This is a genomic window from Mesorhizobium subarcticum (assembly GCF_055456085.1).
This window is the reverse complement of record NZ_CM144237.1, coordinates 340,274-366,232: the sequence shown is the minus strand read 5'-3', so window position 1 is coordinate 366,232 and position 25,959 is coordinate 340,274. Positions and strand designations below refer to the sequence as shown.

22 protein-coding genes, 1 tRNA gene and 1 pseudogene are annotated in these 25,959 nt (G+C 63.4%); 13 read left to right on the top strand and 11 right to left on the bottom strand.

Features of this window, described 5'->3' with window-relative positions:
* The first annotated feature begins 15 nt into the window (after positions 1–15).
* Both fhuB and ACZYHG_RS01710 read left to right on the top strand, forming a co-directional pair.
* Positions 16–2,020, top strand: a pseudogene (gene fhuB / locus ACZYHG_RS01715) (Fe(3+)-hydroxamate ABC transporter permease FhuB).
* A 28-nt stretch (positions 2,021–2,048) separates the two neighbouring features.
* Complete coding sequence (locus ACZYHG_RS01710) at positions 2,049–2,933, top strand: alpha/beta hydrolase (protein WP_464612272.1); 885 nt, start codon at positions 2,049–2,051, stop codon at positions 2,931–2,933.
* On the opposite strand, the gene ACZYHG_RS01705 is transcribed toward ACZYHG_RS01710, so the two are convergent.
* From ACZYHG_RS01705 to ACZYHG_RS01690, 4 genes are all read right to left on the bottom strand, one after another.
* Entirely contained in the window at positions 2,930–4,039 is a 1,110-nt protein-coding gene (locus ACZYHG_RS01705) for a DUF4432 family protein (protein WP_464612271.1), read from the bottom strand. The genes ACZYHG_RS01710 and ACZYHG_RS01705 overlap by 4 nt on opposite strands.
* A gap of 195 nt (positions 4,040–4,234) precedes the next feature.
* Positions 4,235–4,675 (bottom strand): hypothetical protein, encoded by a 441-nt coding sequence (locus ACZYHG_RS01700; RefSeq protein WP_464612270.1) that lies wholly within the window; start codon positions 4,673–4,675, stop codon positions 4,235–4,237.
* Positions 4,676–4,843: 168 nt separating this feature from the next.
* A tRNA-Phe gene (locus ACZYHG_RS01695) sits at positions 4,844–4,919 on the bottom strand.
* A gap of 325 nt (positions 4,920–5,244) precedes the next feature.
* Entirely contained in the window at positions 5,245–6,117 is an 873-nt protein-coding gene (locus ACZYHG_RS01690) for a helix-turn-helix domain-containing protein (protein WP_464612269.1), read from the bottom strand.
* A gap of 104 nt (positions 6,118–6,221) precedes the next feature.
* Between ACZYHG_RS01690 and ACZYHG_RS01685 the strand changes: the two genes are divergently transcribed.
* From ACZYHG_RS01685 to ACZYHG_RS01665, 5 genes are all read left to right on the top strand, one after another.
* The gene (locus tag ACZYHG_RS01685) at positions 6,222–7,493 is read left to right on the top strand and encodes an extracellular solute-binding protein (RefSeq protein WP_464612268.1); all 1,272 of its coding nucleotides are present in this window, start codon (positions 6,222–6,224) and stop codon (positions 7,491–7,493) included.
* Between the two features lie 90 nt (positions 7,494–7,583).
* A complete protein-coding gene (locus tag ACZYHG_RS01680; RefSeq protein ID WP_464612267.1) occupies positions 7,584–8,444 on the top strand; it encodes a carbohydrate ABC transporter permease in 861 nt (286 codons plus the stop codon).
* Positions 8,441–9,277 carry a carbohydrate ABC transporter permease gene (locus tag ACZYHG_RS01675; RefSeq protein ID WP_464612266.1) on the top strand — a complete coding sequence of 279 codons (837 nt, stop codon included), beginning with the start codon at positions 8,441–8,443 and terminating at the stop codon, positions 9,275–9,277. Before ACZYHG_RS01680 ends, ACZYHG_RS01675 begins: the two co-directional genes overlap by 4 nt.
* 8 nt (positions 9,278–9,285) lie before the next feature.
* A complete protein-coding gene (locus tag ACZYHG_RS01670) occupies positions 9,286–10,365 on the top strand; it encodes an ABC transporter ATP-binding protein (protein ID WP_464612265.1) in 1,080 nt (359 codons plus the stop codon).
* Between the two features lie 35 nt (positions 10,366–10,400).
* The gene (locus ACZYHG_RS01665) at positions 10,401–12,428 is read left to right on the top strand and encodes an aldo/keto reductase (RefSeq protein ID WP_464612264.1); all 2,028 of its coding nucleotides are present in this window, start codon (positions 10,401–10,403) and stop codon (positions 12,426–12,428) included.
* Between the two features lie 24 nt (positions 12,429–12,452).
* Here the strand turns inward: ACZYHG_RS01665 and ACZYHG_RS01660 are convergent, their stop codons facing one another.
* On the bottom strand, positions 12,453–13,508 hold the full coding sequence (locus ACZYHG_RS01660; protein ID WP_464612263.1) for a helix-turn-helix domain-containing protein: 1,056 nt from the start codon (positions 13,506–13,508) through the stop codon (positions 12,453–12,455).
* 66 nt (positions 13,509–13,574) lie between these two features.
* Here ACZYHG_RS01660 and melA (ACZYHG_RS01655) point away from each other — a divergent pair, with 66 nt between their 5' ends.
* From melA (ACZYHG_RS01655) to melA (ACZYHG_RS01630), 6 genes are all read left to right on the top strand, one after another.
* Positions 13,575–15,041, top strand: coding sequence for an alpha-galactosidase (melA, locus tag ACZYHG_RS01655; protein ID WP_464612262.1), 1,467 nt, complete (start codon positions 13,575–13,577; stop codon positions 15,039–15,041).
* Between the two features lie 100 nt (positions 15,042–15,141).
* On the top strand, positions 15,142–17,223 hold the full coding sequence (locus tag ACZYHG_RS01650; protein WP_464612261.1) for an ABC transporter substrate-binding protein: 2,082 nt from the start codon (positions 15,142–15,144) through the stop codon (positions 17,221–17,223).
* Positions 17,224–17,339: 116 nt separating this feature from the next.
* Entirely contained in the window at positions 17,340–18,347 is a 1,008-nt protein-coding gene (locus ACZYHG_RS01645) for an ABC transporter permease (protein ID WP_027033482.1), read from the top strand.
* Entirely contained in the window at positions 18,348–19,487 is a 1,140-nt protein-coding gene (locus ACZYHG_RS01640; protein WP_464612260.1) for an ABC transporter permease, read from the top strand.
* Between the two features lie 10 nt (positions 19,488–19,497).
* Positions 19,498–21,165 carry an ABC transporter ATP-binding protein gene (locus ACZYHG_RS01635; RefSeq protein WP_464612259.1) on the top strand — a complete coding sequence of 556 codons (1,668 nt, stop codon included), beginning with the start codon at positions 19,498–19,500 and terminating at the stop codon, positions 21,163–21,165.
* A gap of 19 nt (positions 21,166–21,184) precedes the next feature.
* Positions 21,185–22,555 (top strand): alpha-galactosidase, encoded by a 1,371-nt coding sequence (melA, locus tag ACZYHG_RS01630; protein ID WP_464612258.1) that lies wholly within the window; start codon positions 21,185–21,187, stop codon positions 22,553–22,555.
* 15 nt (positions 22,556–22,570) lie between these two features.
* On the opposite strand, the gene yacG is transcribed toward melA (ACZYHG_RS01630), so the two are convergent.
* The 6 genes from yacG to hisD all read right to left on the bottom strand — a co-directional run bounded on the left by yacG (position 22,571) and on the right by hisD (position 25,957).
* Positions 22,571–22,768, bottom strand: coding sequence for a DNA gyrase inhibitor YacG (gene yacG, locus ACZYHG_RS01625; protein WP_464612257.1), 198 nt, complete (start codon positions 22,766–22,768; stop codon positions 22,571–22,573).
* The gene (locus ACZYHG_RS01620) at positions 22,765–23,391 is read right to left on the bottom strand and encodes a Maf-like protein (RefSeq protein WP_464612256.1); all 627 of its coding nucleotides are present in this window, start codon (positions 23,389–23,391) and stop codon (positions 22,765–22,767) included. Before ACZYHG_RS01620 ends, yacG begins: the two co-directional genes overlap by 4 nt.
* Before the next feature lie 24 nt (positions 23,392–23,415).
* Positions 23,416–23,634 (bottom strand): translation initiation factor IF-1, encoded by a 219-nt coding sequence (gene infA / locus ACZYHG_RS01615; protein WP_006200926.1) that lies wholly within the window; start codon positions 23,632–23,634, stop codon positions 23,416–23,418.
* An 86-nt stretch (positions 23,635–23,720) separates the two neighbouring features.
* Positions 23,721–24,191 carry an arsenate-mycothiol transferase ArsC gene (locus tag ACZYHG_RS01610; RefSeq protein ID WP_464614854.1) on the bottom strand — a complete coding sequence of 157 codons (471 nt, stop codon included), beginning with the start codon at positions 24,189–24,191 and terminating at the stop codon, positions 23,721–23,723.
* A complete protein-coding gene (locus ACZYHG_RS01605) occupies positions 24,179–24,658 on the bottom strand; it encodes a UPF0262 family protein (RefSeq protein WP_027033489.1) in 480 nt (159 codons plus the stop codon). Before ACZYHG_RS01605 ends, ACZYHG_RS01610 begins: the two co-directional genes overlap by 13 nt.
* Positions 24,659–24,664: 6 nt before the next feature.
* The gene (gene hisD, locus ACZYHG_RS01600) at positions 24,665–25,957 is read right to left on the bottom strand and encodes a histidinol dehydrogenase (RefSeq protein WP_464612255.1); all 1,293 of its coding nucleotides are present in this window, start codon (positions 25,955–25,957) and stop codon (positions 24,665–24,667) included.
* Positions 25,958–25,959: the final 2 nt, after the last annotated feature.

Sequence of the window (25,959 nt, the reverse complement as noted above, 5' to 3'; positions counted from 1 at the left end):
GACAGCGCCAGCCTCATCTCCGGTCCTGCGTCGTCGCCTCGCATTTCAGACAGGTATCCCATAGGCGCGATCCTGCCTTGCGCCGGGCTTGTTGGCGCTGCCGCTGCCGCGACCCTCTCCAACATAACAGTGCAATTGTCGCCGGCGCTGTGGCTCGATGCGCTCGCAAGCCCCGATGTCGAGGACATGCGGCAGGTGCTCGTCCACTATGCCTTCCTGCCCAGGCTTGCCGTCAGCCTTCTGTGCGGCGCGGCTCTCGGTCTGGCCGGAACGGTGCTGCAGCAGGTCCTGCGCAACCCGCTGGCTGCGCCTGAAACCGTCGGCGTCTCGGCCGGCGCCTATCTGGCGCTGGCGCTGGCGACGCTGCTTGCGCCGTCGCTGCTCGCCTTCGGTCGCGAATGGGTGGCGCTTGCCGGCGCCTTCATCGCGCTTGCCGCGGTCTTCGCGCTGTCCTGGCACAAAGGCTTCGCCACTTGCGGTGGTGCTCGCCGGGCTTGTCGTCAGCCTCTATGCCGGCGCCATCGGTGCGGCCCTGGTGGTGCTGCGGCACGAATGGCTGGCCAGCCTGTTCATCTGGGGCGCTGGTTCGCTCGGCCAGCAGGATTGGTCGACGACGCTGTGGCTGTTGCCGCGCCTGGCCGCCGCCGCGCTGCTGATCGGCCTGATGGTGCGGCCGCTGACCTTGCTTGGCCTTGACGATGAGGGTGCGCGCAGCCTCGGCGTCCCGCTCGGCGCCTATCGTTTCGCCGGACTGGCGGCGGCGGTCGCGCTGATCGCCTTCGTCGTCGCCGCTGTCGGCGTCATTGGCTTCGTCGGCCTTGCCGCCGCCACCCTTGCGCGCATCGGCGGCGCCCGCCGGCTTGGCCAGCAGCTGGTGATGGCGCCGCTCATCGGCGGCGCCTTGCTGTGGGCCGTCGACCAGGGTGTGCAGGTCGCCACCGGACCGCAAGGCGACCTGCTGCCGACCGGCGCCATGACGGCACTTCTCGGCGCGCCGCTGTTGTTGTGGCTGCTGCCGCGCCTCGCCCTTGGCACTGAGACGCCGATGCTCGGTTCGGAGCGTCTGCCGCGCGCCCGCCATTCCGGCCTCGTGCTGGCGGCGTTCGGCGGCCTCCTGCTTGTGCTGCTCGGGCTGGCCTTGCTTTACGCACCGGGGCCGCATGGCTGGACATTCGCTGCCGGCGATCAGCTGCAGCCCTTGTTGTCCTGGCGGCTGCCCCGCGTATCCGCAGCCCTTGCCGCCGGCGCCATGCTGGCGCTGGCCGGGCTGATGATGCAGCGGCTGACCGGCAATCCGATGGCCAGTCCCGAAGTGCTTGGCATCAGCGCCGGTGCCGCGCTCGGCATGATGGTGGCGCTTTTTTCGCTGTCCGATGCCGGTCGCCCCGTCCAGACCGCCGCCGCCACCATCGGCGCCTTCGCCGCGCTTCTGGTGACGCTGGCCATTGGCCGCCGTGCCGCCTATGCGCCGGAGCGGCTGCTGCTGGCCGGGGTCGCGCTGACGGCGTTGTTCGACGCGCTGATCCTGGTGCTCACCGCCACGGGTGACCCGCGCGCCATGCTCTTGCTGAACTGGCTCACCGGTTCGACCTATGGCGTCGATGCGGGTTCGGCCTTTTTCACCTCGACGATTGCCTCTTGCCTGTTCCTGATCGCACCGCTCTTCATGCGCTGGCTGGACATGCTGCCGCTTGGGTCGGCCGCAGTGCAAAGCCTCGGCATCAACCTGCACGCGACGCGGCTGCTGGTGCTTTTGATGGTTGCCGCGCTCACCGCCGCCTCGACGCTTGTGGTCGGACCGCTGACCTTCATCGGCCTGATGGCGCCGCACCTTGCGCGTCGGCTCGGCCTGTCGCGCGCGCTGCCGCAAGCCGTCGGCGCGGTGCTCGCCGGCGCGCTGATCATGGTCTGCGCCGACTGGGTCGGCCGCACCGCCATCTTCCCGCGCCAGATCCCGGCCGGCATCGTCGCCACGCTGATCGGCGGCCCGGTGCTGATGTGGCTCTTGCGCCGCCGCTGACGCTTCATATTCGCTGCAGGAGACGCCGATGACAAAACCACTGCTTGAGACGGCCGCCACGATCGCCGACACCACGGTGCATGACTTCGTGCCGGCCGATGGCGGCGCGCCCTGGCGGGCGTTTCTGCATGTGCCGTCCGAGCCGGCGCCCGAAGCCGGCTGGCCGGTGCTTTACATGACCGACGGCAACGCCGTCATCGGCACGGCGGTCGACGCCATGCGGGCGCAGGCCTTCTATCCCCTAGGTACCAATGTCGACTGGGGTGTCATTGTCGCCATCGGCTATCCCGTCGAGGGTGCCTATGATCCGCTGCGCCGCTCATGGGACCTCGGCCCGCCGCCGGGCAAGACCTATCCGCCCTTCTGCGGGGGCACGCCCGAAGTCAGGACCGGCGGGGCAGGACAGTTCCTGGCCTTCATCGAGGATGAGCTGAAGCCATGGGTCGCCAGCCGGACGAGGATCGACGAGAGGCGCCAGGCGCTCTACGGCCATTCCTTCGGCGGCCTCTTTGCGCTCTACGCTTTGTTCACACGCCCGCATTCGTTCCGCACCTTCATTGCGGCCAGCCCTGCCATCTATTGGGAAGACCGCGCCATCGACCGCCATCTCGAAGGCTTCGAGGCGGCTATCCCCGCAGGTCTGACCGCGGATGTGATCCTGTCGGCCGGCGAATACGAGACCGAAAAGCTGGCGCCGTTCCAGATCGGGGCCGACGACGAGGAAAAGCGCCTGCAGCAGAAAAAGCTGACATGCACCGACGAATTCGCTCGAGAAATGGCACAGCGTCTCGACGCCTTGCCAGGCGTCCGCGCCAGCTTCGAGCTGCACGCCGGCGAAAACCACATGTCGATCCTGCCGGTGACGGTCAACCGTGCCGTGCAGGCGGCGTTCGCGGTCAGGGATGAATGCTAGGTGACTCCGGTCCGAATCTCTGAAATCAACTGTTCCTGCCTTGCGGCATCCTCCGCGTCCATCGCGCCAAAGCGCAAGCCGCAGTGGAATGTTTCCCCAGCGGCGACGCGAACAAGGCGGCCTCTTTCCTTGGCCGCAAGATAGCCGTCGGGCTCGGCGGTTGCCGGCAGCACGAGGCCAAGCGCATCCTGGTCGGCGCCGCGCGTGATCCAGCGAACGGCATAGTTGAGCTCGGATGGACGAAAGCTGACGAAATCCGCTGTCCGGTCAGGGTGGACCTGCAGTGCGTGCGCCCAGCCCTCGGCATCCGCCTTTGCCTTCATTGTCAATACGAGTTCGGGGTCGATCGGCTCGCCCTTGGTCAGCAGACGATGCCGAGACGGATCGGCGACTACGGCATCACGGTAGGCAAGGTAGCTTTCGCTCGGCGTGAAAAAGGGCGGAAGCACTTGGCGCACGACAATGTCCGTGGAATCATCTGCTACGGTGTCGACCAGACGCCCATTGTCCGCAGGCCTGAAATTGATGTGCGCAAGATACATCAGATCCATGGGCGAATTTTTCAGGTTCATGATGCTGACATCGACATTGACGCTGCTGGCGTCGAGTTGCAGCAACACCGTAGGTTTCATCATGTAGTCGTGGCTGAAGGCGACGGTCTGTCGGCAGCGTCCCGTCAGCGCCATGAAAGGCCCCTCGGAATTACTGCCGACGATCAATTGCACGTCCCGGTAGGGCGCATTGGGCAGATCACCGTGGAGCGGATGGTGGTCGACCGGACCCGGATTGCCCATAGCGGTGGCGCCGCAATGAATGAAGAACGCGCCGTAGTTGGAGAGATAATCCCGGGTCGCAACCGGCTCGTCGAACATCGAGCGCATGGTCAGCGAGCGGTTGAGGAACGTTGCGTCCCAAATCTGCTGCCCCTGGAACGGCAGCATGACGATTTCGCCTTGCGCATTGCTGATGCGAAGACCGGCAACGCCGGATCGATAGCGAAAGGCGGTGGCGACAAGCCCGCGATATCGCGCCACGATGCTTTCCGATTCGCCAAATTGCTCGGGTACGAGGTCGACGAAGACATGATCGGAATCTTCGGGATACATTTGTTTCGACCTCTATCTGCAGCAATCATATAGGCCGATAGTCGCAGGAAGCGCCTGGAAATCAACGAGGCTCGTATGTCATGCCAAGCTGGGTGATGTGAACGAGCGTCTCCGCGAGATCGCGTCGGACAGTTTCATTGAATGCTGAGGTATCCGCCCGAATGGCCGATTTCACCTCATAGTGGTTTTGACGGTCTATGCGGGACGGGCCGGCGGCAGCTCAAACAGGTTGGCGCCATTCTCCTGGCCGCTCTCGACATAGCCGATGACGCCGAACCATCTGGCGACGTCAGGCCCCTGCAGCCAGCTGCGCGAGTGGATGGGAAGGTTGCCGGCGAGCGCCTGGATGTGCCTGATATGCCGCTTGCAGAAACGCACGGTCGAGGCGCGGAAGAAATCCTCCTGCGCGGCAAACAGCGTATCGGCGGCATCGCTGTTCTCATGCCAGGCGATGATCGCCACGGCCTTCTCGCCCTCGACCAACGCGTGCGCGCGGCCTTCCTTCAAATTCATCATCAGATTGTCGTAGGCGACCTTGCTGTCCTTGCCGGCCGCAGCGTATTCGTCCGACATCCGCTTGGACAGGCCATGGAAGACATCCTCGAGATCCCCCAGCGTCGCTGCACGTGCTCTCATTTCACCTCCTGCAGCCCCATGGGAAGTTTGCCCTAGGGATGGGGGTGCGCCAAGCAAATTGAATCCCTATCGGCGCCGATAGGAGCAAAGTTGTTTCGCTGGGCGCGTCGCGTTGGGCCAGCCGGCCAAAACGACGGGGTGGTCGGTGGATGAATTTATTCGGAAAAATGGTGCCCAGAGGCGGATTCGAACCACCGACACGCGGATTTTCAGTCCGCTGCTCTACCAACTGAGCTACCTGGGCCTGTCCGGCAGACGAAATTGCGTTGACCGGATTTCATCAAGGCGCCGTGGGGCGCCCCTTGAAAGCGCGTGGGTTATAGCACGGGAATTCCGCCTGTCCAGCGCCTAGGTGGCGATTTCCGGCAGGAAAAGCGAGGCCGTGGAAAGGGCGGCTTCCTCAGGCGCTTTCATCACCGCAATGGCGCGCTGGCTGGCCCCTTTCGGCCCTTTGACCTCTGTCACGGCGCCGCCATGACGCACTGCAACTGCCGGATCCTCTCTTAGCCGACGATCGAGATGCCGCAAAGCGCTTACCTCAACAGGCAAGCGGCAGCCGGCCATCACTTCTACCTGGCGCTTGGCAGACCCTTACGAAAATCCGAAGGCGACATCCCGGCCAGCTTGCGGAAGGATTTGTTGAAGGCGCTGAGCGAGCCGAAGCCTGAATCCATGGCGACGCGCAGCACATTGGCGTCCTGGTGCATCAAAAGCGCTTGCGCGTAGCTCAGCCGCAACAGGTTGACATACTCGTTGAGCGTCATGCCGGTCGATTTCTTGAACAGGCTCATGGCGTATTTGGGATGGATGTCGGCCGCCCCGGCAATGTTCATGCAGTCGATGTCGTAGAGAAAATTTTCGGCGATGAAATCGCACATGCGCCCGACATTGCGCGACGATTGCTGGTCGAAGGGGCTGCCGGCGTCCTGTCCGGCCGCGGTTTCGGGCACCAGCCGGTAAGGCTCGAACCGCACCCGCTCCAGCCGCAGCAGAAGTTCGTTGACGGCGTGCTCAGCCTTGGCCGGGTCGCCCGAGCGGGCATAGCGGTTCCAGCGGGCGAAATTGTCGTTGTCGGACTGATCGGTGGCGCTGGTCACCAGCGTCGCGCCGGTCATCAGCCGGTGGCGCACGTCGGCCGGCAGATGCAGCCGGAAGAAATGCACCAGCGGCAGATGCGCGCCGGCGTAGACGGCGTCGTCGGAGAGATCGTCCATCTGGTGCGGCAGGCCGCCCCAGAAGAAGCACATCTCGCCGGCCGAAAGGGAGATTTCGTGGTCGTTCATGCGGTAATGCACGCTGCCGCGCACGATGAAATTCACCTCCACCTGGGCATGCCAATGCGGCTTCAGCATCACCAGCGGAGCGGTGTGAAACATCTGCAGGAGCAGCGGCAGGCCTTCCACGCTGCTGGCGCCTGGCTGGTAAAACGGCCGTTCGGGCATCTTACTTTCCGCCAATTCCGTATTCCCTTTGTCGGGGACAAGCCTTCCACGCTGCATAGTCTAGCCGGGCTCGCAGAGAGAGCAAATGAAATGGGAGGATTTCAATGCGCATCACACTGACTTGCGCCGCGCTAGCGCTTGCCCTGGGCTCAGCCCCGGCCTTCGCGCAGTCCGGCGAAATCACCATCTGGAGCTGGAACATCGCCGCCTCCTCGCTGAAGGCGACAATTGCCGGCTTCAACAAGTTGCATCCCGACATCAAGGTCACCGTCCAGGATCTCGGCAACCAGCCGACCTACGACAAGTCGATCGCCGGCTGTGCCGCCGGCGGCGTCGGCCTGCCCGACATCGTCACCATCGAGAATGGCGAGGCCGAGAATTACTGGAGCCAGTTCCCCGACTGTTTCGTCGACCTGCACACGCTGGGCTACACGGCGGAAGACCAGAAGAAATACCCCGATTTCAAACGCACCGAGCTCGAGGTCGGCGAAAAGGCCTATGCCATGCCGTGGGATTCCGGCCCGGTCGCCGCCTTCTACCGCCGCGACTTCTACGAGAAGGCCGGCGTCGACCCGGCATCGATCAAGACCTGGGACGATTTCATCGCCGCCGGCAAGAAGGTCCAGGCCGCCAATCCGGGCGTGTCGATGACCAATGCCGATTTCAACGGCGACAGCGAATTCTTCCGCATGATCTCCAACGAACAGGGCTGCGCCTATTTCGCCGAGGACGGCCAGTCGATCACGGTCAACCAGCCCAAATGCGTCGACGCCATGACCAAGGTCAAGGAGATGAAGGACGCCGGCATCGTCTCGTCCGCCGACTGGGGCACCAAGATCACCAACAACACGGCAGGCACCGTCGCCACCCAGGTCTATGGCGGCTGGTATGAGGGCACCATCCGCACCGAATCGGCCGGCGAAAACGGCAAATGGGGCGTCTACCTGATGCCAAGCCTGACCGCCGATGGCCCGCGCGCCGCCAATCTCGGCGGCTCGTCGCTGGCCATCACCTCGGCCTCGAAGAACAAGGAAGCGGCCTACGAGTATCTGAAATACACACTCGGAACCAATGAAGGCCAGATCACCATGCTGAAGGAGTTCGGCCTCGTCCCCTCGCTGGTCTCGGCGCTGAACGACCCATACGTCAGCCAAGGCCTGCCCTACTGGGGTGGCCAGGCGGTGTGGAAGGATATTCTGGGCACCTTGCCCAAGGTCGTTCCCAGCCGCGGCACGCAGTTCCAGAGCGATGCCGAAATCATCGTGCGCGCGGTGCAGACCAAATATCTGGGCGGCGGCTATCCCGACGCCAAGGCAGCACTCGACGACGCTGCAAAACAGATCGCCGCGGCGACCGGATTGCCGGTCAAATCATAACCTCCCAAGGATGGGGTCCGGGACGGCTTGTGCCGCCCGGACCCTACGCCTGCGAGCTTGTCTGAAACATCGGGGAGAAGGAGGAGCAAGATGCGCAACCGCAATGCCACGGCCTATCGTTTCCTAGCGCCCTATCTGCTTATCTTCTCCGTTTTCTGGGTGTGGCCGATCATCTCCTCGTTCATGATCTCGTTCCAGGCGACGCGCACCGTGCCCTGGCGTTTCGCGCCCGGCTTCAACTGGGGCCGGCTGATCGGCGACTCAGCCTTCTTCAACGCGCTGAAGAACACGCTGCTCATCCTCGTCATCCAGGTTCCGGTGATGATCGCGCTGGCCATGGTGATGGCGGTGCTTTTGAATTCGCCGCTGTTGAAGGCGAGGGGTCTTTACCGCTTCGCCTTCTTTGCTCCTGTGGTGGTCGGCGAGGTCGCCTATTCGGCGGTGTTCCGGCTGATGTTCAGCCTCGACTTCGGCATCGTCAACAAGCTCCTCAACAGCATCGGACTGCCCAAGATCGACTGGTTCTCCAATGTCACGCCGGCCATGGCGCTGATCATGATCGCGGTCACCTGGCGCTGGGCCGGCTACAACGCCATCATCCTGCTCGCCGGCATGCAATCCATCCCCGAGGACGTCTATGAGGCGGCGACGCTCGACCGCGTCAGCAAGCTCAAGCAGTTCTTCTACATCACCCTGCCACTGCTGAAGCCCGTCATCGTCTTCTGCCTGGTGCTGTCGATCATCGGCACCATGCAGCTGTTCACCGAGCCGTTCCTGATCACCGAGCGCGGCGGACCAGGCGGCGGCACCGAGACGCTCGGCCTGCTGCTTTACCGCCAAGGGTTCCGGTCGCTCAATTTCGGCTACGCCTCGGCCGTCGCCTACACCATGGCGGCGCTGGCGATCGCGATAACCCTGGTGCAACTGTGGCTGACGAGGGAAAAGCAATGAGCTCGCTCTCCTCCGCTCGCCTGAGGCGAAGCATTGCGCTGCATCTTTTCCTCACCCCGCTGGCCCTGATCTGGCTGTTTCCGCTGTGGATGATGGTGGTGTTCTCGACCATGCCCGACAACGGCATCTTCAGCCCCGGCATCGAACTTCTGCCGCATGGCAATTTCATCGACAATTTCAACAATCTGCAGCGCGATACCGACTTCGTCGGCGCCATCGGCATCTCGGTCTCGGTGGCGGTGACCTACACCATCCTGTCGGTGCTGCTGACGTCGATGGCCGGCTGGGCGCTGGAGCGCTACCAGTTCTTCGGCAAGGGCGTGGTCGTCGGCATCATCTTCGGCACCATCACGCTGCCCTATGCGGTGGTGCTCATCCCGCAATTCATCATGGTGGCGCGCGACTTCCAGCTCGCCAACACCTGGGTGGCGCTGATCGTGCCACCGCTGTTCAATTCGCTCGGCGTGTTGTTCATGCGCCAGAGTTTTTCGATGATGCCGGACGATTTGTTCGACGCCGCCCGCGTTGAAGGCGTGAAGGAGTGGCGCATCTTCCTGTTCGTCGCGTTGCCGCTGGCGCGGCCGATGCTGGCCGCGCTCGCCATCATCCTGTTCCTCGCCTCCTGGAACAATTATCTGTGGCCGCTTTTGATCAACAGCCAGCCGGGTTCGATGACGGCGCCGGTGGCGCTCGGCACGCTGATCGGCCTCACCAAAGTGTCGTGGGGCGGCATCATGGCGGGCGCCGTGATGCTGACGGTGCCGATGCTCATCGTCTTCGTGCTCCTGCAGCGCCATTTCATCGCCGGCATCGCCGCCGGCGCCGTCAAGTAAGGGGCAGCATGGCAACCGTCACCCTCAACAATGTCATCAAGCGCTTCGGCGCGTTCGAGGTCGTCCATGGCGCCAACATGGACATCAAGGACGGCGAGTTCGTCGTCTTCGTAGGCCCGTCCGGCTGCGGCAAGTCCACGCTGCTCAGGATGATCGCCGGGCTCGAGGACATCAGCGGCGGCGAGATCGCCATCGGCGGCAAGCTGGTCAACGATGTCGAGCCGGCCGACCGCGGCATCGCCATGGTTTTCCAGTCCTACGCGCTCTATCCGCATATGAGCGTCGAGCAGAATCTCTCTTTCGGGCTGCGCATGACCGGCAACCCCAAGGCCGACACCGAGCGGCGGGTGAAGCGCGCGGCCGAAATCCTGCGCATCAGCGAACTGATGGACAGGCGCCCGAAAAAACTCTCCGGCGGCCAGCGCCAGCGCGTCGCCATCGGCCGCGCCATCGTGCGCGAACCGCAAGTGTTCCTGTTCGACGAGCCGCTCTCCAATCTCGACGCCGAATTGCGCGTCCAGATGCGGGTCGAGATCTCGCGCCTGCACAAGGAACTCGGCACCACCATGATCTATGTCACCCACGACCAGACCGAGGCGATGACGCTCGCCGACCGGATCGTCGTGCTGCGCGCTGGCCATATCGAGCAGATCGGCCGGCCGCTCGATCTCTACGACAATCCCGATAACCAGTTCGTGGCTGGTTTTGTCGGCTCGCCGAAAATGAATTTTATCAACGGCCGTGTTGTCGGGCGCAACACGCGCAGTGTCACGGTCGAGCTTGCCGGCCAGGAGCGGACCCGCATCACGCAGCCGTTGGTGGATGCCGCGCCTGAAACAGGCAGCAAGGTCATCGTTGGCGTGCGGCCCGAACATTTCGGCAGTTCAGGGGAAGGCGACACCGACCTCGTCGTTGCCATCGACGTGGTCGAGCATCTCGGCGGCACCAGCTTTCTCTACGCCCGAACGGCCAATGGCGAAGACGTGGTGATCCAGCGCGACGCGGCGAAGGTGCCCACCACCTCCGAAGTCACCGTTTCCATCCGCAAATCCTACCTGTTCGACGAAAAAGGGCTGCGGCTGCGCTGACCGGCCACCCTTTCCAGCCTTCAAGGAGAATGACAATGACCGCAACCACGCCCATTCGCTGGGGCATTCTCGGTCCGGGCAGTATCGCCCAGGCCTTCGCCGGCGGCGTGGCCGCTTCGCGCACTGGGAAACTGGTCGCCATCGGCGCGCGCGACCCCGGCAAGCCGGGCCTCGCCGAGAAATTTCCCGGCGCCCGTATAATCGACGGTTATGAAGCGCTGCTTGCCGATCCCGACATCGATGCCGTCTACATTTCGATACCGCATCCCGGCCACGCGCAATGGGCGATTAGGGCGGCGGAAGCAGGAAAACATGTGCTGTGCGAAAAGCCGCTCGCGCTGACCGCTTTCGAGGCCGACGCCATGATGCACGCCGCGCGCAAGGCCGGCACCTTTCTCGGCGAAGCCTTCATGTACCGGCTGCATCCGCAGACGCTGAAGCTGGTCGAGCTGATCAAGTCCGGTGTCATCGGCGATATCAGGATGATCAAGTCGAGCTTCGGCTTCGCCATGCCGGGCTTCATGCCGGAGCACCGGCTCTACGCCAACGATTCCGCCGGCGGCGGCATCCTCGATGTCGGCGGCTATACCGTCTCGATGGCGCGGCTGATTGCCGGGGCGGCGGCAGGCCTCCCCTTCGCCGAGCCCGACAAGGTGGTGGGCACCGCCCATCTTGGCCAGTCCGGTGTCGACGAATGGGCCTCGGCGCTGCTGCATTTTCCCGGCGGTATCGTCGCCGAGTTGTCCTGCAGCATCTCGCTCAACCAGGACAATGTGCTGCGCATCCTCGGTACCAAGGGCCGCATCGAAGTGCCGGACTTCTGGTTCGCCGGGGGAAATCGCGATGTCGGCCTCGGCCGGATCGACGTGATCGGCGCTGACGGCGCGCGCGAGACCATCAGCGTCAACGAAAAGCGCCATGTCTATTCCTTCGAGGTCGATGGCGCTGGCGAGGCGATCCTTGGCCGTCGGCAGGAGTTCGCCTGGCCGGGCATGGACTGGGCCGACAGCCTCGGCACTTTGCGCGTCCTCGACAGATGGCGCGCTGCCGTCGGGCTGGAGTATGAGATCGAGAAGGCCGCGCTGCGCACCAACACCATCTCTGGTCCGCCCTTGCGGTCCGGCGGCACCGCGATCGGCAAGCGCGCCATTCCGGGCCTGGCGAAACCGGCATCGGTCGTGGCGCTCGGATTCGAGGATTTCCGCACGTTTTCCTCGGGTTCGATCCTGCTCGATGCTTTCTTCGAGGCAGGTGGCAATCTGTTCGACACCGGCTTTGTCTATGGCGCCGGATACACCGAAAAGCTGCTTGGCGAATGGCTGAAGAACCGCAACGTGCGGGAGCAGTCGGTGATCATCGCCAAGGGCGCGCATTCGCCGCTCTGCTATCCCGACGTGATCGGCAAGCAGCTTGCCCAGTCGCTCGACCGCCTGCAGACCGACCATGTTGATATCTATTTCATGCACCGCGACAATCCGGACGTGCCGGTCGGCGAGTTCGTCGATGCCATGGACCGTGAGGTGAAGGCGGGTCGCATTCGTGGCCCGTTCGGCGGCTCGAACTGGACGATGCAGCGCATGGACGAGGCGATTGCCTATGCGCAGCGCACCGGCAAGCAGAAGCCCGGCGCACTCTCCAACAATTTCTCGCTGGCCGAAATGCTGGAGCCGATCTGGGCGGGCTGTGTCACCTCGTCCACCGATGACTGGAAGGCGTGGCTGACATCCAGGCAGATGCCGAATTTCGCCTGGTCGAGCCAGGGACGCGGCTTCTTCACCGAGCGTGCCGGGCGTGACCGGCGCGACAGTGAGGAACTGGTGCGGGTCTGGTATTCGGAGCGTAATTTCGGCCGCCGCGACCGCGCGATCGAGCTTGCAGCGCGGCTGCGCAAGAGCCCGATCCATATCGCGCTGGCCTATGTGCTCAATCAGCCTTTCCCGTCGGTTCCGCTGATCGGGCCACGCACGCTGGGCGAACTCGACGACAGCCTGCGTGCCCTCGGCATCAAGCTTTCACCGGCCGATCTCGAATGGCTGGACGGTGGCAGCCTGCACGCCGTCTGATGCATGAACAAGGATCCAGAGGTGTCAACTCTCGTCGTCCGAGACCCTGACGCCGCGTCTGGCCGGGGTCCGCAGATTGGCATACATGCCGGTGGTGCGGAATTGGCTGGGCGTGGTGCCGTAGAGGCGGCGGAATACCTTTGAAAAATAGTTCGCGTCCTCGAAGCCGCACAGGATGGCGACTTCCTTCACCGGCAGGAAGTCCGCCTTGGTTAAGAGCTTCGCTGCGCGCTGCAGGCGCTGCTGCAGCACGAACTCGGCCGGCGGCAGACCTTCGCTCTCGGCGAAGCAGCGTGAGAAATGGGCGCGGCTGAGACCACTGATCTGGACCAGGTCCGCCACCTGTAGCGGCTTGTCGAGATTGGCGTTGATATGATCGATGACCGGCTGCATGGCGCTCTGCTTCTCGGCAAAGGCATGGGAGCCGAAGACATCGTCATAGAGCGCCATCGCCGCCTCGTAGGCGATAGCGGACGCGGCACCCGGCGACGCCGCCCCGTTGACGAGACGCAGGCTGCAATCGGCAAGGTGGTCGATCGTCGCCGGCTGCAGCCGGAACACCGGACCGGAGACGCTGAGGATCGACTTGTGGATGCGCAGCGCCTCCTCGCCATTCATCGAAATCCAGAAATATTCCCAGCGCTCGTCGCTGGCCAGCCAGTAGCGGTGGTTGTGCGGCACCAGCACCAGCAGCGTATCGTTCTCTTGCAGGCGATAGTTGCGGTTCTCGTAGCGCAGCCGGCCGGTTCCGCTGATCGTGTGCTGAAGCACGGTGAATGGGGTCTGGCCGCGTTTGCGCCCGTCCCAATCGTAGGTCTCGTCCTCGCGCACCTCATAGCCCGTGCTTGTCGGCATGGCGTGCAGGCGCTGGCGGCCGCGCGGCAGCGAGATCGTGCGCATCGACTGTCCGTTGGCGATTAAATCCTGCAGCACAAAATTACCCTTGAAAGCATAATCCTTCTCTGGTCGCGCTCGTGAATAAGGGCATAATCCCCCTCGAAAAGCGAGAGAGATCCGCAGGCGAGGAGCGGACAGGGAGGTTGGTAGGCCGGAATCCGGCTTGTCGTGCGCACATGTCATGGCATGTGGCCGCAACCCACCCCTGTCATTCCCGGCCTGTCATTAGAACAAGATGAGGTGCGGCTGATGAGTTTCAAAATCGCTATCATCGGTGCGGGCAGCGTCGGCTTCACCAAGAAATTGTTCACCGACATTCTCTGTGTGCCCGAATTCAGGGATATTGAATTCGCGCTGACCGATCTCAGTGAGCACAATCTCGGGATGATCAAGGCGATCCTCGACAGGATCGTCGAGGCGAACGGATTGCCGACCAGGGTGACGGCGACGACGGATCGCCGCGAGGCGCTCGAAGGCGCGCGCTACATCATCAGCTGCGTGCGGGTCGGCGGCCTGGAGGCCTATGCCGACGACATCAGGATTCCGCTGAAATATGGCATCGACCAATGCGTCGGCGACACGATCTGCGCCGGCGGCATCCTCTATGGCCAGCGCAACATCCCGGTGATCCTCGACTTCTGCAGGGATATCCGCGAGGTCGCCGACACGAACGCCAAATTCCTCAACTATGCCAACCCGATGGCGATGAACACCTGGGCGGCGATCGAGTATGGCAAGGTCGACACGGTCGGCCTCTGCCACGGCGTCCAGCACGGCGCCGAACAGATCGCCGAAGTGCTGGGCGCGAAGTCCAGGCACGAGCTCGACTATGTCTGTTCCGGCATCAATCACCAGACCTGGTTCATCGACCTGCGGCTCAACGGCCGCAAGATCGGCAAGGACGAACTGATTGCCGCCTTCGAGGCGCATCCTGTCTATTCCAGGCAGGAGAAGCTGCGCATCGATGTCTTGAAGCGCTTCGGTGTCTATTCGACCGAAAGCAACGGGCATCTCTCGGAATATCTGCCCTGGTACCGCAAGCGGCCCGACGAGATCACGCGCTGGATCGATATGTCGGACTGGATCCATGGCGAGACCGGCGGCTATCTCCGCTACTCCACCGAAACCCGCAACTGGTTCGAGACGGAGTATCCGCAATTTCTCGAAGCGGCGTCGAAGCCGATCGACCCCACAAAACGCTCCAACGAGCATGCCAGCCACATCCTCGAAGCGCTGGAGACCAACCGCGTCTATCGCGGCCACTTCAACGTCAGGAATGAAGGCATCATCACCAACTTGCCGCAGGACGCCATCATCGAATCGCCCGGCTTCGTCGACCGCTTCGGCATCAACATGGGGGCCGGCATCACGCTGCCGGAAGCCTGTGCGGCCACCTGCATGTCCTCGATCAACGTCCAGCGCATGTCGGTCCATGCCGCGGTATCGGGCGACATCGATCTCCTGAAGCTCGCTGTCCTGCATGATCCGCTGGTCGGTGCGGTGTCGACGCCGGAGGAAGTCTGGCAGATGGTCGACGAAATGGTCGTCGCCCAGGCTCAATGGCTGCCGCAATATGCGCATGCGGTTCCGGCGGCCAAGGAGCGGCTGTCGAAATCTACGGTCAAGACCCGCGAATGGGCCGGAGCCGCGCGGCGAAATGTCCGCTCGATCGAGGAGTTGCGCGCCGAAAAGGCCGCGCTGAAGCAGACCGGCTGAAACCTCGGGCGCAGCGGCGGACCTTGGGAGGCAGGTCCACCGCAGTCGGCGTCCAAGCAGAAGACAAGCAGCAGCAAATCTGAACACGAGGGAGGAGATAATGAGGAACCTACGCAGCATTGGCATTGCCGCCGGACTGGCGCTGAGCGTCTCCGTTCCGGCACTCAACGCTTTCGCTTCCGAACCGACGGTCCCGCCGACACCGGCGACATTTCCGGCCGAGGGCAAGATCAAGTATGTGGCGCGTGACTCCATCCTGGAGTTCAAGGCGCTGCCGGAATATCATGAGCCGGACTGGGTGACCGACAAATACGTCAAAACCGGCAAGCTGCCGCCGGTGAAGGACAGGCTGCCGAAGGAGCCGCTGGTCTTCAAGACGGCCAACATGCCTGACGGCATCGGCGTCTATGGCGATACGATGCGCCATGTCATCGGCGGACGCCCGGAAGGCTGGAATTATGGCGCCGGCCAGACGCAAGGCTGGGGCGGCATCGATATCGGCCTCTCCGAATGCCTGACGCGCACCGCGCCGCTATTCCAGGTCGAGGCCAAGGACACCGAACCGCTGCCGAACCTCGCCAAAAGCTGGGACTGGTCGAAGGACGGCCACAAGCTGACCATGCATCTGGTCGAGGGCGCCAAATGGTCCGATGGCGTCGCCTTCAACGCCGACGATGTCATGTTCTACTGGGACGACGAGGTGGTCGATCCGAACGTCTCGCCGCTCAACGGCGCCACGCAGGAAACCTTCGGCGTCGGCACGACGCTGAAGAAGATCGATGACTACACCGTCGAGTGGACCTTCAAGGATGCCTTCCCGAAACAGTACCTCTACGCCATGGCTTACGGCACGTTCTGCCCCGGCCCCGCGCACATCTTGAAGCCGCAGCATCCGAAATATTCGAAGAACACCTACGATCAATTCAAGAACGCCTTCCCGCCGGAATACATGAACATGCCGGTGATGGGCGCCTGGGTGCCGGTCGAGTATCGCGCGGACGACATCATCGTCATGCGCCGCAATCCCTACTATTGGAAGGTTGACGAGAAGGGCAACCAGCTGCCTTACCTCGACGAGCTGCAGTACAAGCTGTCGACCTGGGCCGACCGCGACGTCCAGGCGGTCGCCGGCTCGGCCGACTTCTCCAATCTGGAGCAGCCGGAAAACTTCGTCGCCTCGCTGAAGCGCGCGGCGGAGGCGAATGCGCCGGCACGGCTCGCCTTCGGGCCGCGGCTCATAGGCTACAATCTGCGCCTGAACTATTCCGCCAATGGCTGGGGCAACCCGGACGAGCGCAGCCAGGCGGTCCGCGAACTGAACCGCAACGAGGACTTCCGCAAGGCCGTCACCATGGCGCTCGACCGCAAGGCGCTCGGCGACTCGCTGGTCAAGGGCCCGTTCACCGCCATCTACCCCGGCGGCTTCTCCTCGGGCACCAGCTTCTATGACCGCAAGTCGACCGTCTACTATCCCTTCGACCTCGCGGGCGCCAAGGCTGAACTCGCCAAGGCCGGCCTCAAGGATACGGATGGCGACGGTTTCGTGAACTTCCCGGCCGGCACGGCCGGCGGCAAGAACGTCGAGATCGTGATGCTGGTCAACAACGACTATGGCACCGACAAGAGCCTCGCCGAAGGCGTCGTGGCGCAAATGGAAAAGCTCGGGCTTCGGGTCGTGCTCAACGGTCTCAACGGCACGCAGCGCGATGCTTCGCAATACTCCGGCCGTTTCGACTGGCTGATCCGGCGCAACGACCAGGAACTGACTTCCGTCGTGCAGAACACCGAACAGCTCGCACCCGTTGACCCGAAGACCAGCTGGAACCACCGCGCGCCGGAAAGCGGCGAGGTCGACCTGATGCCTTTCGAAAAAGACCTCGTCGACATCGTCAACAAGTTCGTCGCGTCGGAGGACAACGACAAACGCGCCAGCCTGATGAAGGAGTTCCAGAAGATCTCGACCGAACACATCTACAATGTCGGCCTGACGGAATATCCCGGTGCGCTGATCGTCAACAAGCGCTTCTCGAACATTCCGCAGGGCACGCCGATCTTCATGTTCAACTGGGCCGAGGATTCGATCATCCGCGAACGCGTCTTCGTCGCGGCCGACAAGCAGTCGAAATTCGAATTGTTCCCGCAGGAGCTTCCAGGCAAGCCTGGAGACAAGGGCCCGATGTAAGTTTACCTCCCCTGACCCAGAGAGACCCGGCCGCGCTGCTGGCGCGGCCGGGACAGACCAACCCTCCGAACGTCCTTTAACGGGAGCGTCCGGCGAGATGAGGAAGCGGACCGTCCATGCTGCGATTTCTGCTTATGCGCATAGCGTCGGCAATTCCGGTCCTTGGCATTCTGAGCCTCGTCACCTTCGCCATCATCCAGGCGCCGCCCGGCGACTATGCCGACTACATCCGCTCGCAGCTGATCAACCAGGGCGGCGCTTCCTTCGCCGAGGCCGACGCGCAGGCGCAGGCCTACCGCGTCGAACACGGCCTCGATAAGCCGTTGCCTGTCCAGTACCTCAACTGGATCGGCGGCATCGTCACGCGCGGCGATTTCGGCTACAGCCTCTACTACAACAAGCCGGTGGCCGACGTCGTTGGCGAGCGCCTGCCGCGCACGCTGCTTCTGGCGCTCGTCTGCCATCTGCTCGCCTCGGTGCTGGGCATCACCTTCGGCATATGGGCGGCGACAAGGCAATACACCTGGATCGACACGACGCTGTCGGCGATCTCCTTCCTCGGCATGACGGTGCCGCGCTTCCTGATGGCGCTGATCATCGTCTATCTCCTGGTCTTCCAGTTCAACGTGTCGGAGATCGGCTCATTCTTCTCGCCGCAATATGGCGGCGCGCCATGGTCGTGGGCCAAATTCGTCGATCTCGTCAAACATGTCTGGCCGGTGGTGGCGATCGCCACCTTTGGCGGGCTCGCCTACAATATGCGCGTCATGCGCGGCAATCTTCTGGATACGCTGAACGCCCAATATGTCGAGACGGCGAGAGCCAAGGGCCTGACCGGCAGCGCCGTCGTCATGCGCCACGCCGTACCCAACGCGCTGCACCCGCTCGTCATGTATCAGGGCGTTGTGCTGCCCTATATGCTCACCGGCGAGATCGAGACGGCGATCATCTTCGCGCTGCCGACCGTCGGTCCGGCGATCGTCGGCTCGATGGCGGTCGGCGACGTCTACGTCACCGCCACCTTCATGATGGTGCTGTCGGCGACGCTGATCGTCGGCAACATCATCGCCGACATGCTGCTCGTCCTGCTGGATCCGCGCATCCGCCAATACGGAGAGAGCTAGATGCTGGCGCGCGATCCATCACCGCCACCACCTCCGGCCGAAGGTGTTTCCGTAGCCAAACCGGCGCGCGGCAATGAGAGCTACATCGCGCTGGTCTGGCGTCGGCTGAAGCGCTCCTGGACCGGCATGGCCGGGCTTTGGCTGGTCGTGCTGTTGCTGGTGATGGCCGTGTTCGCCGAATTCCTGGCGCCGATGGATCCGAAGGCGACCGATGTCGGCTTCGCGCCGCCGCAGCTGCCTTCCTTCCACGACAAGGACGGCAATTTCGTCGCGCGGCCGAGGGTCTATGCGCTGGCCGATTCGACCGATCTCGATCCGGTTACATTCCAGCCCATCGTCGGCCCTGACTATGACCATCCGAGGCTGCTTGGCTTCTTTGTCGAGGGCGCGCCCTACAAGCTCTTCGGGCTGATCCCGGCGGACCGGCATTTCTTCGCCTCGACGGACGGCCAGCCGGTGCATTTCCTCGGCACCGACAAGTTCGGCCGCGATGTGCTGTCGCGTGCCATCCATGGTTCGCGCGTCTCGCTGATGATCGCGCTGACGGTGGTCTTCATCATCACCGTCATCGGCACTGCGGTCGGCATGGTCTCCGGCTATTTCGGCGGCCGGTTCGACGTCTGGATGCAGCGCTTCGTCGAACTGGTGCTCGCTTTCCCGCAACTGCCGCTCTACCTGGCGCTGACGACGCTGATCCCGGTCACCGCGCCGACGAATGTCTTCCTCGCCTTCGTCATCATCGTCATGTCGGCGCTGGGTTGGGCGCAGATGTCGCGTGAGGTGCGCGGCAAGACACTGGCGCTGGCGCGCATCGAATATGTGCGTGCCGCCATGGCGGTCGGCGCCACGGACCGGCGCATCATCCTGCAGCACATCTTGCCCAATGTGATGAGCCACGTGATCGTCGCCGTGACGCTGGCGATCCCGACCGTGGTGCTGCTTGAATCCTTCCTCGGTTTCCTCGGCTTCGCGGTCAAGCCGCCGCTGATCTCGTGGGGGTTGATGCTGCAGGATACCGCGACCTACTCGGTCATAGGCACCTATCCCTGGATCCTGTCGCCGGTCGGTTTCGTGCTCGCCACCGTCTTCGCCTTCAACGCGCTGGGCGATGGCCTGCGCGATGCCGTCGACCCCTATTGAGGTGGCTGGGATGAAGATAGCGCTCGCAGACACGTTCGCACCCACCGTTCGTCATGACCATGACGGACGGCAGGACCAGCCTATCATCGACGCGCGCAACATCGAGGTTGCCTTCAAGGTCGAGCATGGCGTCGTCGAAGCAGTCAAGGATATCTCGTTCCAGCTCTATCGCGGCGAGACGATCGCGATCGTCGGCGAATCCGGTTCGGGCAAGTCGGTGACGGCGCGCACCGTTATGGGGCTGCTGTCCAGGCGCGCCACCGTGTCGCCGAGATCGAGCGTCTCTTACGACGGACAGAACATCCTGAAATTCCCGGAGAGCGAGCGGCGCAAGCTGCGCGGCAACCGTATCTCGATGATCTTCCAGGAGCCCATGAGCTCACTCAACCCGATCTATACGGTCGGCAGCCAGATCGTCGAGGCGATCCGGGTGCACCGCAAGGTGAGCCGCAAGGCGGCCTGGGCACGGGCGCTCGAGCTGCTGCGGCATGTGCAGATTCCCGAGCCTGAGGCGCGGCTCAAGCAATATCCGCATCAGCTCTCGGGCGGCCAGCGCCAGCGCGTAATGATCGCCATGGCGCTGGCCAATGACCCCGACGTGCTGATCGCCGACGAGCCGACGACCGCGCTCGACGTCACCGTCCAGGCGCAGATCCTCAACCTGATCCGCAATCTGCAGAAGGAGTTGCGGATGGCGGTGATCCTGATCACCCACGACCTCACCGTGGTGCGCAAATTCTCCGACTACGTCTACGTCATGCAGCACGGCGAAATGTGCGAACACAACGTCACCGAGCGGCTGTTTGCCGATCCGCAGCATCCCTACACGCAGCGGCTGCTCGCCTCCGAACCGCGCGGGCGGCCGCAACCACTTCCTGAGGGCTGCGGCACCATCCTCGAGGCAAGCGGCGTGCGCGTCTCATTCATGCTGCGCCACGGCAGTTTCCTGAAGCCGGATTGGCGCGAGCTGGTCGCCGTCGACGATCTCGGCCTCACGCTTTGCCGCCACGAGACGCTGGGGCTGGTCGGCGAATCCGGTTCCGGCAAGACCACCTTCGGCCAGGCGCTGCTGAGATTGACCGACGCCAAGCGCGGCGAGATCCGTTTCGACGGCAAGCCGATCCACGGCCTCTCCCGGGCCGAGATGCGGCCGTTGCGTTCGCGCATGCAGATCGTCTTCCAGGATCCGTTCTCCTCGCTCAACCCGCGCATGACGATCGGCCAGATCATCGAGGAGGGGCTGATCGTCAACAGCATCGGCGCGACACGGCGCGAGCGGGTCGACCGGGTGCGCGAGGCGCTGGTCAGCGCCGGCATGCCGGGGGATATCCTGTCGCGCTTTCCGCACGAATTCTCCGGTGGCCAGCGCCAGCGTGTCGCCATTGCCCGCGCCATCGCGCTCGAACCCGAATTCATCTTGCTTGACGAGCCGACATCGGCGCTCGACCTCTCGGTGCAAGCGCAGATCATCGACCTGTTGCGCAAACTGCAGGACGAGCGCGGTCTGAGCTATCTCTTCATCTCGCACGACCTCAAGGTGGTGCGCGCGCTGTGCCACCGCGTCATCGTCATGCAGAACGGCAAGATCGTCGAGCAAGGGCCCGTCGACGAGGTCCTCACCAATCCCAAGACCGCCTACACCGAACGGCTCGTCAGGGCCGCTTTCGACGTGGCCTGAACATATGCCGGAGGTTAGCATGGCAAGACATCCCAGGATCACTTTCATCGGCGCCGGCTCGACCGTGTTCATGAAGAACATTGTCGGCGACGTGCTGCAGCGGCCGTCGCTTTCGGGCGCGACGATCGCGCTGATGGACATCAATCCGCAGCGGCTGGAAGAAAGCGCGATCGTCGTCAACAAGCTGATCTCGACGCTCGGCGTCAAGGCCAGGGCCGAGACCTATTCCGACCAGCGCAAGGCCTTGGCCGACGCCGATTTCGTTGTCGTCGCTTTCCAGATCGGCGGCTATGAGCCCTGCACCGTCACCGACTTCGAAGTGCCGAAGAAATACGGCCTGCGCCAGACCATCGCCGATACGCTCGGCGTCGGCGGTATCATGCGTGGCTTGAGAACCGTGCCGCATCTGTGGACAATCTGCGAGGACATGCTCGCCGTCTGCCCCCAGGCGATCATGCTGCAATACGTCAACCCGATGGCAATCAACACCTGGGCGATATCGGAGAAATATCCCGAGATCAGACAGGTCGGCCTCTGCCATTCGGTGCAGGGCACGGCGATGGAACTGGCCCACGATCTCGACCTTCCTTATGAGGACATCCGCTACCGCTCGGCCGGCATCAACCACATGGCCTTCTATCTGAAATTCGAGCATCGCCAGCCCGACGGCACCTACCGCGACCTCTATCCCGACCTCGTGCGCGCCTATCGTGAAGGCCGTGCGCCCAAGCCTGGTTGGAACCCGCGCTGCCCCAACAAGGTGCGCTACGAGATGCTGACCAGGCTGGGCTATTTCGTCACCGAAAGCTCGGAGCATTTCGCCGAATACACGCCCTACTTCATCAAGGAGGGCCGCCCCGATTTGATCGAGAAATACGGCATTCCGCTCGACGAATATCCCAAGCGCTGCATCGAGCAGATCGAGCGCTGGAAGGGCCAGGCTGAAGCCTATCGCTCAGCCGACCGCATCGAGGTCGAGCGGTCCCGGGAATATGCCTCCTCGATCATGAATTCTGTCTGGACCGGCGAACCGTCGGTAATCTACGGCAATGTTCGCAACAATGGCTGCATCACCTCGCTGCCCCGCGATTGCGCCGCCGAAGTGCCGTGCCTGGTTGATGCCTCCGGCATCCAGCCGACCTATATAGGCGAATTGCCGCCGCAACTGACGGCACTGATCCGCACCAACATCAACGTCCAGGAACTGACGGTGCGGGCACTGATGAGCGAAAACCGCGAGCACATCTACCACGCGGCGATGATGGACCCGCACACGGCAGCCGAACTTGATCTCGACCAGATCTGGTCACTGGTCGATGATCTCCTGGCCGCTCACGGTGACTGGCTGCCGGCATGGGCGCGCGTGAAGCGCAAGACCGAGGCTGCCTGATCAGGCGCGCTCACCTTATTTCGGCTCGTCGGCGTCCGTCTCTTCCTCGTCGTCGCGGGCCTTGATGACATAGACGCCCTTCAGCCAGCGGTTGAGGTCGATGTCCTTGCAGCGCGTCGAGCAGAACGGAAAGGTGTCGCGCGCCGAGGCCTTGCCGCATTCGGGGCAGGGCCGCTTTGGGCGCAGCGGCGTGACTTTGGAGTCGGAATTCATGGCCGCGCGGACAGCCAGTTCTGATGGATCTTGAAACCTTCGCCCGACAGCAGCGCCACCGTCTCATAGAGCGGCAGGCCGACGATGTTGGTGTAGGAACCGACCAGCTTGACGACGAAAGAGCCGGCGATGCCCTGCACGGCATAGCCGCCGGCCTTGCCGCGCCATTCGCCCGAGGCGACATAAGCGTCGATCTCCTCGCGCGGCAGCCGCTTGAAACGCACCCGTGTCTCCACCAGCCGCTGGCGCAGCTTGCCGCCGGGCGTGATCAGGCAGATGCCGGAATAGACCCGGTGCGAACGGCCGGACAACAGCCCGAGGCAGTTGGCGGCGTCGTCAAGCGTTTCGGCCTTGGGCAGGATGCGCCGCCCGACCGCGACCACAGTGTCTGCGGCCAGCACGAAGCTTGGCGCATAGTCCGTCTCGCTCTTCAGCGACGCGAACGCCTTCTCGGCCTTTTCCTTCGACAGCCGTTTGGCCAGCGAGCGCGGATGCTCCGCACGCAGCGGCGTTTCGTCGATATCGGCTGGCAGGATACGGTCCGGCTCGATGCCGGCCTGCTGCAAGAGTTCGATGCGGCGCGGCGAACCCGAGGCAAGCACCAGCTTCTGCAAAAGGCTCATCGCTGTACCGGCCGGGCCTTGATCTTACTTGAAACGATAGGTGATGCGGCCCTTGGTCAGGTCGTATGGCGTCATCTCGACCAGAACCTTGTCGCCGGTCAGCACGCGGATGCGGTTCTTGCGCATGCGGCCGGCCGTATGGGCGATGATCTCGTGTTCGTTTTCGAGCTTCACCCTGAACATCGCGTTGGGCAACAATTCCGTCACGACACCCGGAAACTCGAGGACTTCTTCCTTCGGCATTCGATACCTTTGCTTGGATGGTAGTTCCAGCGCCTGGCTGGAATTTCGGCGGAACCTATATGATAATCATCCGCTTGTGAACACGCTTAATCCGTCGCGTTTTTTGTCTCAGGAGGCAAAAAACGTCGGCCTATGCGCGACTTCAGCCGCTCGCGCACGTCGCGGTAGGCCGCCATGATCTGCTCGCGCGTGCCGCCGGCATCGGTCGGGTCCTGTGTTGGCCAGTATTCGACCTCGACGGCGAGCGAGCGGGTAAGCTCCAGCGCGGCGTGGTGCGCTTCCGGCGCCAGCGTGATGATCAGGTCGAAATAATCGTCCTCAAGATCGTCCAATGTCCTGGGGTGGCGCTCGCCCAGCGTGAGACACTCCTCGGCAAGCACGGCATCGACGAACGGGTCGCGCTCACCGGCGCGAACGCCGGCCGAGGCGACGAAAATGGTGGCGGGCAGCATCCGGCGTGCCAGCTGCTCGGCCATTGGAGAACGCACGGCATTCATGCCGCACAGGAACAGGATCGAGCGGGGCAGGGCGCCGGGTGCCAGGGCTAGCCCCGCCAGTGCAGCACGCAGACCAGCGTGAACAGCCGGCGCGCCGTGTCGAAGTCGATGTCGATCTTGCCGGAGAGCCGGTCCATCAGCGTCTGCGAGCCTTCATTGTGCAAACCGCGGCGGCCCATGTCGATGGCCTCGATATGGCTCGGCGTGGAGGAGCGGATGGCGTCGTAATAGCTCTCGCAGATCATATAGTAGTCCTTGACGATGCGCCGCAGCGGCGTCAGCGACAGGATATGGGTGACGACCGCGGTGCCATCCTCGCGTGCCACGGCAAAGACCAGACGCTGCTCGGCCAGCGACAGTTTCAGCCGGTAAGGGCCTGTTCCACTGTCGTTGACGGGCTGAAAATTGTTCTCCTCGATCAGGTCGAAGATCGCCACCGCCCGCTCGTGCTCGACATCGGGCGTCGACCGGCCAATGGACTCATCGAGTTCGACATCGATCAGTTTTGAGCGATCGGAGCCCGTCATCTCAGCCTACATATTCAGCCGGATGGCGACGGAGCGGCCATGCGCGTCGAGACCCTCGGCCGTGGCCAGCGCAATCGCCGCCGGGGCCAGCGCCCGCAACTGTTCAGGCCCAAGCTTGAGGATCGAGGTGCGTTTGACGAAATCAAGCACCGAAAGCCCCGACGAGAAGCGCGCCGAACGTGCGGTCGGCAGCACGTGGTTGGAGCCGCCGACATAGTCGCCGATGGCTTCCGGCGTGTGGCGGCCGAGAAAGACGGCACCGGCATTGCGCATCCGCGACAGGAAGCCTTCGGCATCGTCGATGGCCAGTTCGACATGTTCGGCCGCGATGCGATCGACCAGCGGCAGTGCGGCTTCGATGGTCGGTACCAGAATCACCGCGCCGAAATCGCGCCAGCTCGCCGACGCGGTCTCGGCACGCGGCAGGCTCTGCAACTGACGCTCGACGGCCTGTTCGACGGCCTCGCCGAAGGCCGGATCGTCGGTGACCAGGATCGACTGTGCCGACGCGTCATGCTCGGCCTGGGCCAGCAGATCGGCGGCGATCCAGTCCGGATCGTTGCTGCCATCGGCCACGACGAGCACTTCCGACGGGCCGGCGATCATGTCGATGCCGACTGTGCCGAACACCTGCCGCTTGGCTGCAGCGACATAGGCATTGCCGGGTCCGACGATCTTGGCGACCGGCCTTATGGTTGTGGTGCCATAGGCAAGGGCTGCAATGGCCTGCGCCCCGCCGACACGGTAAATCTCGGACACGCCTGATATGTCGGCCGCCACCAGCACCAGCGGATTGATGATGCCGCCCGGCGCCGGCACGACCATGACGATGCGCTCGACGCCGGCCACCTTGGCCGGCACGGCGTTCATCAGCACCGAACTTGGATAGCTTGCCGTGCCGCCAGGCACATAGAGACCGACCGCCTCGATCGCCGTCCAGCGCCAGCCGAGCTCGACGCCCGCGGCATCCGTATAGCGATCGTCCCTGGGACGCTGCCGCTCGTGGTGGGAGCGGATCCGGTCGCGGGCGAATTTAAGCGCCTCGATCGTCCGCGGATCGGCGGTTTCGTAAGCAGCTGCAATGTCTTGCTTCGACACGGCAATGCCGAGACTGGCCAAATCGGCCCGATCGAATTTTTGCGTGTAATCGATCAGCGCCGCGTCGCCCTCGGCACGCACGCGCGCGATGATCTGGCGCACCGCGGCGTCGACGTCCTCGGACACTTCCCGCTTGGTCAGCAGGAAAGCGGCGAAACGCTGCTCGAAATCGGCGTCGGACTGGGCAAGCGTGATGGCCATCG